Source organism: Streptomyces sp. NPDC021749, assembly GCF_040640655.1.
Lineage (GTDB): Bacteria > Actinomycetota > Actinomycetes > Streptomycetales > Streptomycetaceae > Streptomyces.
The window spans coordinates 1-10,877 of the sequence record NZ_JBFACE010000086.1 but is presented as its reverse complement, the minus strand read 5'-3'; the positions used below and the strand labels follow the sequence as shown (position 1 = coordinate 10,877).

The window sequence follows — 10,877 nt, the reverse complement described above, 5'->3', positions numbered from 1 at the left end:
CTGGTCACACTTCCGCAGACACAGCCAAGCCCGAGCCCGCCACTGCCACTACCAACGCCGAGGCCACAAACCCCACATGCGGTTGCAGTACTAGGACCGGGGACCCGGACGCCATGTGCCGCAGGACCGATACGGCCCCTCCGCCCCGCCGGTACGGTGAAGCCATGACCAACGGACCGGGAGCCGGGATCCCCGCGGTGAGCACCGCGATCCTGGCCATGAGCAGGCATCTTGAGGTGCGCGACGTCCTCAAGACGATCGTGGCCTCGGCCCGCGAACTGCTGGACGCCGAATACGCCGCCCTGGGAGTGCCCGACGACCACGGCGGCTTCGCCCAGTTCGTCGTCGACGGCGTCAGCGCCGAGCAGTGGAAGGCCATCGGCCCGCTGCCCCGCCAGCACGGCATCCTCGCCGCGATGCTGCACAACGCCACCCCCGAACGGCTCGCCGACGTCCGGCAGGACCCGCGCTTCGGCGGCTGGCCCGCGGCCCACCCGGACATGTCCGACTTCCTCGGCCTGCCGGTCGCCGACGGGGACGAGATCCTCGGCGCCCTCTTCCTGGCCAACAAGCGCTGCCCCAAGCCGGACGGCGGCTGTGGCTTCACCGAGGACGACGAGCGTCTCCTCGGCATACTCGCCCAGCACGCCGCCATCGCCCTGACCAACGCCCGCCTCTACGAACGCAGCCGCGAGCTGACCATCGCGGGGGAGCGGGCCCGGCTCGCCCACGAACTGCACGACGCGGTGTCCCAGAAGCTGTTCTCGCTCCGGCTCACCGCCCAGGCCGCCACCGCCCTCGTCGACCGCGACCCGGTCCGCGCCAAGGACGAACTCCACCAGGTGGCCGCGCTCGCCGCCGAGGCCGCCGACGAACTGCGCGCCGCCGTCATCGAGTTGCGGCCCGCCGCCCTGGACGAGGACGGCCTGGTCGCCACCCTGCGCTCACAGACCCAGGTCCTCGACCGCGCCCACTCCGCCCACGTCACCTTCGCCGCCCACGGCGTCCGCGCACTGCCCGCCTCCCAGGAGGAGGCCATGCTCCGGGTCGCCCAGGAGGCCCTGCACAACGCCCTGCGGCACTCCGGCGCCGAGCACGTCGAGGTCACCCTCTCCCGGGCCGGGCAGGGCGCCCTGCTGCGGATAGCCGACGACGGCTGCGGCTTCGACCCCGGCACGGTCCGCCGGGCCGGCCGCCACCTCGGCCTGGTCTCGATGCACGACCGCGCCGGCGGCGTCGGCGGAACGCTCACCGTGCAGTCGGAGCCCGGCAAGGGCACCGCCGTCGAGATGGAGGTGCCCGGTGGCTGACACCCGACCGATCCACGTCCTGCTCGTCGACGACCACCAGGTCGTCCGCCGCGGCCTGCGCACGTTCCTGGAGGTGCAGGACGACATCGAGGTGGTGGGGGAGGCCTCCGACGGGGCCGAGGGCATCGCCGCCGCCGAACGACTCCGCCCGGACGTCGTCCTGATGGACGTCAAGATGCCCGGCATGGACGGCATCGAGGCGCTCCGCAAGCTCCGCGAACTGGACAACCCCGCCCGGGTGCTGGTCGTCACCAGCTTCACCGAACAGCGCACCGTCGTCCCGGCCCTGCGCGCCGGAGCAGCCGGCTACGTCTACAAGGACATCGACCCCGAGGCACTGGCCGCCGCCATCCGCTCCGTGCACGCCGGCCACGTCCTGCTGCAGCCCGAGGTGGCCGGCGCGCTGCTCTCCCAGGAGGACGGCAACGGCGGCCAGGGCCGCGGGACTTCCCTGACCGACCGCGAGAGCGAGGTCCTCGGCCTGATCGCGGACGGCCGCTCCAACCGCGAGATCGCCCGCGCCCTGGTGCTCTCCGAAAAGACCGTCAAGACCCATGTCTCCAACATCCTCATGAAGCTCGACCTCGCCGACCGGACCCAGGCGGCGCTCTGGGCCGTACGGCACGGCATCGGGGCCTGACCAGGCGCAAAAGCCCCCACGACCGGGCGGGCGGCGGTGCCGGCCCGGGCCCGGACGGCCCTTCGGTACGACAATGCGTCAACCCGAACGTCGTCCGCCGGTCCGAGATTCATACTGTCGTGTAGCCGTAGCCCGTTCGGCGTATCCCTCCTCGGGCCGGGCCGTTGTCCAGAGCAGTCGTGACGGCTGGTCACGGCAACGGCAATGAGGAGCAAGAGAAGTGAAGAACATCAAGCGGGTCGCGGCCGTCACGATGATGGCGAGCGGTCTCGCCCTCGCGGGCGCCGGCATCGCCTCCGCCCACACCCCGCAGGCGCAGGGCGGCGCGGTGCAGTCCGGGGGCATCGGCTCGGGCAACCTCGTCCAGGTCCCGGTGAAGGTCCCGGTGAACGCCTGCAACAACACCGTCTCCGTCGTCGGCCTGCTCAACCCCGCCTTCGGCAACCCCTGCTTCAACCTCTGAGCGCAGCAAGCCTTGTGCGCGTGGCCCGCGTGACGACCCCGTCCGCGCGGGCCGGCACCGGACCGGTCCCCTCACCGCCGTGAGCGCGCGGCCGGTCCCCCTCCACACCCGTCATCCCGATCAGTGCTGTCCCACGGCCCTGTGACCGCTCACCGGAGGAAATCCCCCCATGAACACCGCCAAGAAGGCCGCCCTCGTCCTCGCCGGTACCGCCCTCGGCCTGGGTGCCGCCGCCGGCTCCGCCTTCGCCACCGATGGCGCGCAGGCCGCCGGCGGCACCACCACCTCGCCCGGCGTCGTCTCCGGCAACCTCGTCCAGGCGCCGGTGACCGTGCCGGTGAACGTCAACGGCAACAGCGTCAACGTCGTCGGCGTGCTCAACCCCGCGTTCGGCAACCGCAGCACCAACTTCTGAGCCGCCCGCATCCGCAACCGTCATTGCGGTCCCGTGCCACCACGCAAGGAACTCACCTCACCATGAACACCGCCAAGAAGGCCGCCCTCGTCCTCGCCGGTACCGCCCTCGGCCTGGGTGCCGCCGCCGGCTCCGCCTTCGCCACCAGCGGCGCCCAGGCCGACGGCAAGGCGACGTGCTCCCCGGGCATCGGCTCGGGCAACCTCGTCCAGGTGCCCGTGCACGTCCCGGTGAACGCCACCGGCAACACCGCCAACGTCGTCGGCCTGCTCAACCCCGCCTTCGGCAATGAGAGCTCGAACGGCTGAGGTCGTCCGATCCGGGGTGAACGGCTCACCCTGCCCGGGCTGTTCGGCCCCTCTCGGCAACGGCCCCGTCGTCGACCACACAATGGTCCGGCGGGGCCCGTCCCCTTTCACCCCCTCCTCAGCCGCCGCGCCGCTCCCGCTCCTCCACGGCGGAGTTGTACGCCGCGACCTGCGCCCGCCGGGCCGTACGCTCCACCGGCCGCAGCGCCTCCGCACGCGCCGCCATCTCCGACGCGCTCACCGCCGCACCGTGCTCCGCGCCGTTCCCGCCGGCCTCCCGCGCGATGTCGATCAGCGCCCCGACCCGCTGCGCCAGCTCCAACACGCGCACCGCCCGCGGCGGATAACCCGGGGCGAGCACCTGACGGCCCGCCTCCGCCCGCGCCCGGTAGGCCGCCAGCGCCGCCTGCGCCACCGGACCGGCCCCGGCCACGTCCAGCTTCGAGAGCACCTCGGTCGCCTCCCGCAGCGCCTCCGCCAGCTCCCGCTCCGCCTCGCCCAGCGACGGCACGTCCGCCGGCAGCGCCTCCCGCACCGGCAGGCACCGCCAGACCACCTCCACATGCACATCGGGCGCCGCCCCGCCCTCCGGCCCGGCCTCGTACGTCTCCGGAACCAGCCCCAGCCCGGCGCCGGTGGCGATCACCGCCTCCTCGGCCTCCAGCGCGCGGGCATTGAATTCCGGCGGCCCGCAGAGCCCCAGCGGATGGCCGGGCACCGGCAGCGCCACCCGCAGCCCGACCGCGCCGAGCGCCCGCAGCCGCCCCAGCGCGAGCGTCAGCCCGACCGGAGCCTCCTCCCCGGGCAGACCGGCCACGCGGTGCACCGCGTCGTCCTCCGCGATACGGTGCACCGCTTCATCAGGTGAGACAAGTCCGGCCAAAAGGGCATTTCCCCATGCCGCCAGCCGTCCTGAGCGAGGTTCCTTGAGCATGGCCCCCAGCCTAGGGAACGGCACTGACAACGAGTGGCGTAGGTTTGCAGGGGGGCTGCGCCTACAGGTGCACGCGACGACCGAGATGCAATGGGAGACAACGCGCTCATGAGCGATGTGCTGGAGCTGGTGGACGTATCCGTGGTCCGCGAAGGACGGGCTCTGGTGGACCAGGTCTCCTGGTCGGTCAAGGAAGGGGAGCGCTGGGTGATCCTCGGCCCCAACGGTGCCGGCAAGACCACCCTGCTGAACGTCGCCTCCAGCTACCTCTTCCCGACCGCCGGCACGGCCTCCATCCTCGGCGAGCAGCTCGGCAAGGTCGACGTCTTCGACCTGCGCCCCCGCATCGGCATCGCCGGCATCGCGCTCGCCGACAAGCTGCCGCGCAGCCAGACCGTGCTGCAGACGGTGCTCACCGCCGCCTACGGCATGACCGCCCACTGGCAGGAGAACTACGAGGACGTCGACGAGCAGCGCGCCCGCGCCTTCCTCGACCGCCTCGGCATGAACGACTACCTCGACCGGAAGTTCGGCACCCTCTCCGAGGGCGAGCGCAAGCGCACCCTGATCGCCCGCGCGATGATGACCGACCCCGAGCTGCTGCTGCTCGACGAGCCGGCCGCCGGCCTCGACCTCGGCGGCCGTGAGGACCTGGTCCGCCGCCTCGGCCGGCTCGCCCGGGACCCGTACGCACCCTCGATGATCATGGTCACCCACCACGTCGAGGAGATCGCCCCCGGCTTCACCCACGTCCTGATGATCCGTCAGGGCAAGGTGCTGGCCGCCGGCCCGCTCGAACTGGAGCTGACCTCCCGGAACCTCTCCCACTGCTTCGGCGTCCCCCTGGTCGTCGAGCGGGTCGGCGACCGCTGGACCGCCCAGGGCCTGCCGCTGGCCTGAACACCCGTCCGCCCGCCCGCCGCTGACCGATCGCGCCCTGTCCCGGGCCGCCGTACGGATCTACCATGAACCCGTGGATCCATGGGTGTGGTGGCTGATCGCCGCCGTAGGACTGGGTATTCCGCTCGTCGTGACCGCGATGCCCGAATTCGGGATGCTCGCGGTCGGTGCCGTCGCCGGTGCCGTCACCGCAGCGCTCGGTGGCGGCACCGTCGCGCAATTCCTCGTGTTCGCCGCCGTCGCCGTGGCGCTGATTGCCGTCATGCGCCCCCTCGCCAACCGCAGCCGCCGTCAGGCCCCCCAACTCGCGTCCGGGATCGACGCCCTCAAGGGCAAGAGCGCCACGGTCCTGGAACGGGTCGACGGCGGCGACGGCGGCCGCATCAAACTCGCCGGCGAGATCTGGTCCGCCCGCGCCCTCGACGGCGACCGGATCTACGAGCCGGGCCAGCAGGTCGACGTCGTCGAGATCGACGGCGCCACCGCAGTCGTCATCTGACCCGAACACGCTGCGCGACGAGCCACGTCTCTGAAAGACTGATCAACGGCAAGCCGGTCACCGGCCGGCAGGGACCAGCAACGAAGGGCACGGGAGCCGCTGTGGGATCCGCCATCGTCATCGTCCTGATCATCCTGGTGGTGCTCGTGTTCATCGCACTCATCAAGACGATCCAGGTCATCCCCCAGGCCAGCGCCGCCATCGTCGAACGCTTCGGCCGCTACACCCGCACCCTCAACGCCGGGCTGAACATCGTCGTCCCGTTCATCGACTCGATCCGCAACCGCATCGACCTCCGCGAGCAGGTCGTGCCGTTCCCGCCGCAGCCGGTGATCACCCAGGACAACCTCGTCGTGAACATCGACACCGTCATCTACTACCAGGTGACGGACGCCCGCGCGGCCACCTACGAGGTCGCCAGCTACATCCAGGCCATCGAGCAGCTCACCGTCACCACCCTCCGCAACATCATCGGCGGCATGGACCTGGAGCGGACCCTGACCTCCCGCGAGGAGATCAACGCGGCCCTGCGCGGCGTCCTCGACGAGGCCACCGGCAAGTGGGGCATCCGCGTCAACCGCGTCGAGCTGAAGGCCATCGAGCCGCCGACCTCCATCCAGGACTCGATGGAGAAGCAGATGCGCGCCGACCGTGACAAGCGCGCCGCGATCCTCCAGGCCGAGGGTGTCCGGCAGTCCCAGATCCTCACCGCCGAAGGTGAGAAGCAGTCCTCGATCCTGCGCGCCGAAGGTGAGGCCAAGGCCGCCGCGCTCCGCGCCGAGGGCGAGGCCCAGGCCATCCGGGTGGTCTTCGAGTCCATCCACGCCGGCGACCCGGACCAGAAACTGCTCTCCTACCAGTACCTCCAGATGCTCCCGAAGATCGCCGAGGGCGACGCCAACAAGCTCTGGATCGTGCCCAGCGAGATCGGCGACGCCCTCAAGGGCCTCGGCGGCGCCATCGGCAACTTCACCCCGCCGACCGGCGGCGGCTCCATCCCCAAGCCCAGCACCCCGAAGCACGAGACGCCCCCGATCGACGACTGAGCCCGCCTCCGCCGCAGACCGCACCCCTGGTGCATGATCGGGCGGGACCACACCGATCATGCACGGGGGAGCCAGCATGACCCTCTGGGAAGCCGCCGCCGTCCTCGCCGCCGGAGTCGGCGCCGGCACGATCAACACCATCGTCGGATCCGGGACCCTGATCACCTTCCCGGTGCTGCTCGCCGTCGGACTGCCGCCCGTGACGGCCAACGTCTCCAACACCCTGGGCCTGGTGCCCGGCTCGCTCAGCGGAGCCTTCGGCTACCGCCGCGAACTGGCCGGCCAGCGCCGCCGACTGCTCCGCTTCTCTCTCGCCGCCCTGCTCGGCGGCCTCGGCGGCGCGGTCCTGCTGCTGGCGCTGCCGCCGGAGGCGTTCGCCATAGTGGTCCCCGCGCTGATCGCGGTGGCGCTCGTCCTCGTCGTCGCCCAGCCCCGGCTCTCCGCCCGGCTCCGCGCCCGCCGCACGCGCAACGGCACCGCCGCCCACCCCGACGGCGGCCCCGTCCTGCTCCTCGGGCTGCTGCTCGCCAGCGTCTACGGCGGCTACTTCGGCGCGGCCCAGGGCGTGCTCTACATCTCCCTCATGGGCCTGCTGCTCGACGAGGACCTCCAGCGCCTCAACGCCCTCAAGAACGTCCTCGTCGGCGGCGTCAACGGCGTCGCGGCGGTCTTCTTCCTCTTCGTCGCCCACTTCGACTGGACCGCCGTCGCCCTGATCGCCGTCGGCTCCACCCTCGGCGGACTGCTCGGCGCCAAGATCGGCCGACGACTCCCGCCGACCGCCCTGCGCGCCGTCATCGTCCTGGTCGGCCTGGCGGCCATCGCCCAACTCCTGCTCAGGTAGCCGGAGTCGGACGACGGCCGACGGGCCGGACCGCGCTACGCCGGCAGCGCCAGCCACTCCGGCAGACCGTCCCGCACCGACACCCCCAGCGTCGACAGCAGCGCATCCGCCGGCGTCGGCTCGAACGGCCGCCGCAGCAGCTGCATCCCGGCCTGCTCGGGCGTACGGTCCGCTTTGCGGTGATTGTCCTCCGCGCACGAGGCGACGGTATTCAGCCAGGTGTCCCCACCACCGTGCGACCGCGGCACGACGTGGTCCACGGTCGTCGCCCGCCGCCCGCAGTACGCGCACCGGTGCTGGTCACGCACCAGCACCCCGCGCCGCGACCACGGCGCCCGTCTTCGGAACGGCACCCGTACGTACCTGCTCAGCCTGATCACCTGCGGCACCGGTACGTCCACCGAAGCGGCCCGCACGCGCAGCCCGGGGTGGGCGTGCTCGATGACCGCCTTGTCCTGCATGACCAGCACCACCGCACGCCGCAGCGACACCGTCGCCAGCGGCTCGAAGCTCGCATTCAGCACCAGCGTCTCGCGCATCCCGTCCACCTCCCGGACCCGCTCCGCCCCCGCGGCGAAGTTGCTCCACTGTGCAGCGGCAGGTATTCCCCGAACAACGCAATTTCCGCATGCCACAAGGGAAATGGCGGACGAGCACGAGATGAAGACCGGGTGGTCCGGCGACGGCACCCAGGCGAGAATCCGCACGGGCCGGGACCGGCCGGAAAGGAGTGCGCTCCGGGTCCCGCCCCCGTGAAACACGCGGGACCCGGAGCGAACGGCAGCCGACGAGGACGCCCGGCACGAGGCCCGGCTCCGGCAAGCGGCCGGCGACACACACTGCGCCCCGCCGCTCCCGCCACTGCGGTACCGACTGCCCGTCGCCCTGATGAGGGGCGGCGGCACGGGTACCACTCTGCGTGCCGGAAGCGCCGGGGCGCAACGGAATTACGGCGCTCAGCCCTTGGCCGGCACCTCGTACTCGCCGATCAGCTGGGCCCGCCCGATCGCGTGGAACCGCAGGTTGAAGCCCACCACCGCGGGCGACGCGTCCGCATCCGGCCCGAGCTTCTCCTTGTCCACCGCGTAGACCGTGAACACGTAGCGGTGCGGCCCGTCCCCGGGCGGCGGCGCGGCCCCGCCGAAGTCCCGCGTCCCGTAGTCGTTACGCGCGTGCACGACGCCGTCGGGCAGCCCCTTCATGTCCCCCGAGCCGGCACCGGACGGCAGCTCCGTCACCGACGCCGGGATGTCGAACAGCACCCAGTGCCAGAAACCGCTGCCGGTCGGCGCGTCCGGGTCGTAGCAGGTGACGGCGTAGCTCTTGGTCCCCGAGGGGGCCCCTTCCCACCGCAGGTGCGGCGAGCGGTTCCCGCCCGAGTGGACCTGCTCCGGCCGCAGTGTCCCGCCCGGTTCCACCTCGTCGCTCACCACGGTGAACTCCGGCACCGGCGGATGGAAATCGTGCGGAAGCGGCCGCCGCTTCAGCTCGGACACATGAACCTCCTGGTCGCTCGCTGACACTCTGTCGGGCCAGGTTAGAGCCAGTTCCGCTTACCGCCGACCTCCGCCAGCCACTGGTGGAGATAAGCCGCCCAGTCGGTCCCCTCGAAGTCGTGCAGCCCCACCGTGAACGACCGGTAGGTGTCCGACCCCTCGGAGAACAGCCCCGGCTTCTTGTCCATCTCCAGGACGAGGTCCATCTCCCGGTCGTCCGCCACGAAGGACAGCTCGACCTGGTTCAGCCCCCGGTACTGCTGCGGCGCGTAGAACTCGATCTCCTGGTAGAAGGGCAGCTGCTGCCGCGTGCCCCGGATGTGCCCCTGCTCCAGATCCGCCGCCTTGAAACGGAACCCGAGCCGCCCGAACGCGTCGAGGATCGCCTGCTGCGCCGGCAGCGGGTGCACGTTGACCGGGTCCAGATCACCGGAGTCCACCGCCCGCGCGATCGCCAGCTCCGTCGTCACCCCGACGCTCATCCCGCGCAGATGCGTACCCAGGAACGTGGTGATCGGCGTCTCCCACGGGATCTCCAGCCCGAACGGCACGGTGTGCGCCGCCCCCGCCTGCACCTCGAAGGCCCCGCCCAGCTGCACCTTCGTGAACTGGATGTCCCTCTTGTACTCCTCGTCGCCGCTCTCGACCTCGACCCGCGCCTGCAGACCGACCGACAGCCCCTGGATCTCCTGGGCCACCGACCCGCCCTGGATCCGCACCTCGCCCTGCACCACTCCGCCCGGGACGACGTTCTCCTCGAAGAGCACCGTCTCCACCGACGCACCCCCGGCACCCAGGCTCGCCAGCAGCTTCTTGAATCCCATGCTCGTCCTCCCCAGGCACAGCGCCTGTGCTCCATTACGACCTGCGGGTCGCTACCTACGAACGCGAACCGGCGCGGGCCGGTTCCACCGCCCACACCTTCCCAACCCCGCCGCCCCCTGGCCAACCGGCACCCCCGAGGGCTCCACTACCCTCGGTCCGCATGACCGACGTACCGGAACGAATGCCGCTCAACCGCGACTTCTTCGACCGCCCGGTCGTGGACGTGGCCCCCGACCTACTGGGCCGCACCCTCGTACGCCACACCCCCGACGGCCCGATCGAACTCCGGCTCACCGAGGTGGAGGCGTACGACGGCGAGGGCGACCCCGGCTCCCACGCCTATCGCGGCCGCACCGAACGCAACGCCGCGATGTTCGGCCCGCCCGGCCATGCGTACGTCTACTTCATCTACGGCATGTGGTTCAGCCTCAACGCGGTCTGCGGCCCCGAGGGCCGGGCGAGCGGCGTCCTGCTGCGCGCCGGCGAGATCCTCAGCGGCGCGGACCTGGCCGCCGCCCGCCGCCCCAAGGCCCGCAGCGCCCATGAGCTGGCCAAGGGCCCGGCCCGCCTGGCCACGGCCCTCGACATCGACCGCACCCTCGACGGCACCGACCTCTGCCGCGGCGGCCACGCCCCCCTGACCCTGCTCCACGGCACCCCGCCCACCCCCGACCGGGTGTGCAGCGGCCCCCGCACCGGAGTGGGCGGAGACGGCGCCCACCACCCCTGGCGCTACTGGATCGACGGCGACCCGACGGTCAGTCCGTACCGCCGTCACGTGCCGCGCCGCCGCGCCACCTCGGCTACTTGACTCTGCTTGCGTCACCGCCTAACGTAGCCCGAGCCGCTGGAGACGGACAGCGCCTTCTGCGCCCTCCGCCAGGTGGCACAACCCAACTACTTCCGCACGATTCCCTTATGGGTCGGCTTTCGCGTTGCCGAAAATCGATCCGGCCGACTCGATTATGAGTCGGCAAGGAAATTAGCTAAAGTGGTGACACGCCGAGGGGCCGCCGAAAAGGTGCCCCGAAGCACTCCGACGAAATCGGAAGCCGGAATCGAAAGAAAACCGGATCTGATAAAGTCGGAACCGCGAAGAAGTCGAAAGGCCGAAACGCACCGGCGAAAATCAGGACCGCGAGGATCTGATAGAGTCGGAAACGCAAGACCGAAGGGAAGCGCCCGGAGGAAGCCCGA

14 protein-coding genes are annotated in these 10,877 nt (G+C 71.4%); 10 read left to right on the top strand and 4 right to left on the bottom strand.

The features are described 5' to 3' along the window. The first annotated feature begins 164 nt into the window (after nucleotides 1–164). The 5 genes from AB0G35_RS36890 to AB0G35_RS36870 all read left to right on the top strand — a co-directional run bounded on the left by AB0G35_RS36890 (nucleotide 165) and on the right by AB0G35_RS36870 (nucleotide 3,136). Nucleotides 165–1,310 carry a GAF domain-containing sensor histidine kinase gene (locus tag AB0G35_RS36890; protein ID WP_360959070.1) on the top strand — a complete coding sequence of 382 codons (1,146 nt, stop codon included), beginning with the start codon at nucleotides 165–167 and terminating at the stop codon, nucleotides 1,308–1,310. Continuing rightward, complete coding sequence (locus tag AB0G35_RS36885) at nucleotides 1,303–1,950, top strand: response regulator transcription factor (protein ID WP_360959067.1); 648 nt, start codon at nucleotides 1,303–1,305, stop codon at nucleotides 1,948–1,950. Before AB0G35_RS36890 ends, AB0G35_RS36885 begins: the two co-directional genes overlap by 8 nt. Nucleotides 1,951–2,170: 220 nt before the next feature. After that, the gene (locus AB0G35_RS36880) at nucleotides 2,171–2,413 is read left to right on the top strand and encodes a chaplin (RefSeq protein WP_360959065.1); all 243 of its coding nucleotides are present in this window, start codon (nucleotides 2,171–2,173) and stop codon (nucleotides 2,411–2,413) included. Between the two features lie 169 nt (nucleotides 2,414–2,582). Then, nucleotides 2,583–2,828, top strand: coding sequence for a chaplin (locus tag AB0G35_RS36875; RefSeq protein ID WP_360959062.1), 246 nt, complete (start codon nucleotides 2,583–2,585; stop codon nucleotides 2,826–2,828). 62 nt (nucleotides 2,829–2,890) lie between these two features. Next, nucleotides 2,891–3,136, top strand: coding sequence for a chaplin (locus AB0G35_RS36870; protein WP_360959059.1), 246 nt, complete (start codon nucleotides 2,891–2,893; stop codon nucleotides 3,134–3,136). A 118-nt stretch (nucleotides 3,137–3,254) separates the two neighbouring features. On the opposite strand, the gene AB0G35_RS36865 is transcribed toward AB0G35_RS36870, so the two are convergent. Next, nucleotides 3,255–4,070, bottom strand: a complete 816-nt coding sequence (locus AB0G35_RS36865; RefSeq protein ID WP_360959056.1) for a hypothetical protein — start codon at nucleotides 4,068–4,070, stop codon at nucleotides 3,255–3,257. 108 nt (nucleotides 4,071–4,178) lie between these two features. Here AB0G35_RS36865 and AB0G35_RS36860 point away from each other — a divergent pair, with 108 nt between their 5' ends. From AB0G35_RS36860 to AB0G35_RS36845, 4 genes are all read left to right on the top strand, one after another. Further along, the gene (locus tag AB0G35_RS36860) at nucleotides 4,179–4,970 is read left to right on the top strand and encodes an ABC transporter ATP-binding protein (RefSeq protein WP_360959053.1); all 792 of its coding nucleotides are present in this window, start codon (nucleotides 4,179–4,181) and stop codon (nucleotides 4,968–4,970) included. A gap of 85 nt (nucleotides 4,971–5,055) precedes the next feature. Beyond that, nucleotides 5,056–5,469, top strand: a complete 414-nt coding sequence (locus tag AB0G35_RS36855) for an NfeD family protein (protein WP_360959072.1) — start codon at nucleotides 5,056–5,058, stop codon at nucleotides 5,467–5,469. 101 nt (nucleotides 5,470–5,570) lie between these two features. Beyond that, nucleotides 5,571–6,515 (top strand): SPFH domain-containing protein, encoded by a 945-nt coding sequence (locus tag AB0G35_RS36850; RefSeq protein WP_360959050.1) that lies wholly within the window; start codon nucleotides 5,571–5,573, stop codon nucleotides 6,513–6,515. Between the two features lie 76 nt (nucleotides 6,516–6,591). Continuing rightward, a complete protein-coding gene (locus AB0G35_RS36845) occupies nucleotides 6,592–7,359 on the top strand; it encodes a sulfite exporter TauE/SafE family protein (protein WP_360959047.1) in 768 nt (255 codons plus the stop codon). Between the two features lie 35 nt (nucleotides 7,360–7,394). Here AB0G35_RS36845 and AB0G35_RS36840 read toward each other — a convergent pair whose 3' ends face one another. The 3 genes from AB0G35_RS36840 to AB0G35_RS36830 form a co-directional block, all read right to left on the bottom strand. Next, nucleotides 7,395–7,898 carry an HNH endonuclease gene (locus tag AB0G35_RS36840; protein WP_360959045.1) on the bottom strand — a complete coding sequence of 168 codons (504 nt, stop codon included), beginning with the start codon at nucleotides 7,896–7,898 and terminating at the stop codon, nucleotides 7,395–7,397. A gap of 417 nt (nucleotides 7,899–8,315) precedes the next feature. Beyond that, nucleotides 8,316–8,855 carry a YbhB/YbcL family Raf kinase inhibitor-like protein gene (locus AB0G35_RS36835; RefSeq protein WP_360959042.1) on the bottom strand — a complete coding sequence of 180 codons (540 nt, stop codon included), beginning with the start codon at nucleotides 8,853–8,855 and terminating at the stop codon, nucleotides 8,316–8,318. Nucleotides 8,856–8,896: 41 nt separating this feature from the next. Beyond that, on the bottom strand, nucleotides 8,897–9,679 hold the full coding sequence (locus tag AB0G35_RS36830) for a sporulation protein (RefSeq protein ID WP_360959039.1): 783 nt from the start codon (nucleotides 9,677–9,679) through the stop codon (nucleotides 8,897–8,899). A gap of 161 nt (nucleotides 9,680–9,840) precedes the next feature. Here AB0G35_RS36830 and AB0G35_RS36825 point away from each other — a divergent pair, with 161 nt between their 5' ends. Continuing rightward, complete coding sequence (locus AB0G35_RS36825; protein ID WP_360959036.1) at nucleotides 9,841–10,491, top strand: DNA-3-methyladenine glycosylase; 651 nt, start codon at nucleotides 9,841–9,843, stop codon at nucleotides 10,489–10,491. Nucleotides 10,492–10,877 lie beyond the last annotated feature (386 nt).

What these genes read in the sequence shown, in the direction of transcription:
- AB0G35_RS36890 (WP_360959070.1), top strand. Translation starts at nt 165, where the DNA reads ATGACCAACGGACCGGGAGCCGGGATCCCCGCGGTGAGCACCGCGATC.
- AB0G35_RS36875 (WP_360959062.1), top strand. Translation starts at nt 2,583, where the DNA reads ATGAACACCGCCAAGAAGGCCGCCCTCGTCCTCGCCGGTACCGCCCTC.
- AB0G35_RS36870 (WP_360959059.1), top strand. Translation starts at nt 2,891, where the DNA reads ATGAACACCGCCAAGAAGGCCGCCCTCGTCCTCGCCGGTACCGCCCTC.
- AB0G35_RS36865 (WP_360959056.1), bottom strand. Translation starts at nt 4,070, where the DNA reads ATGCTCAAGGAACCTCGCTCAGGACGGCTGGCGGCATGGGGAAATGCC.
- AB0G35_RS36860 (WP_360959053.1), top strand. Translation starts at nt 4,179, where the DNA reads ATGAGCGATGTGCTGGAGCTGGTGGACGTATCCGTGGTCCGCGAAGGA.
- AB0G35_RS36845 (WP_360959047.1), top strand. Translation starts at nt 6,592, where the DNA reads ATGACCCTCTGGGAAGCCGCCGCCGTCCTCGCCGCCGGAGTCGGCGCC.
- AB0G35_RS36840 (WP_360959045.1), bottom strand. Translation starts at nt 7,898, where the DNA reads ATGCGCGAGACGCTGGTGCTGAATGCGAGCTTCGAGCCGCTGGCGACG.
- AB0G35_RS36830 (WP_360959039.1), bottom strand. Translation starts at nt 9,679, where the DNA reads ATGGGATTCAAGAAGCTGCTGGCGAGCCTGGGTGCCGGGGGTGCGTCG.
- AB0G35_RS36825 (WP_360959036.1), top strand. Translation starts at nt 9,841, where the DNA reads ATGACCGACGTACCGGAACGAATGCCGCTCAACCGCGACTTCTTCGAC.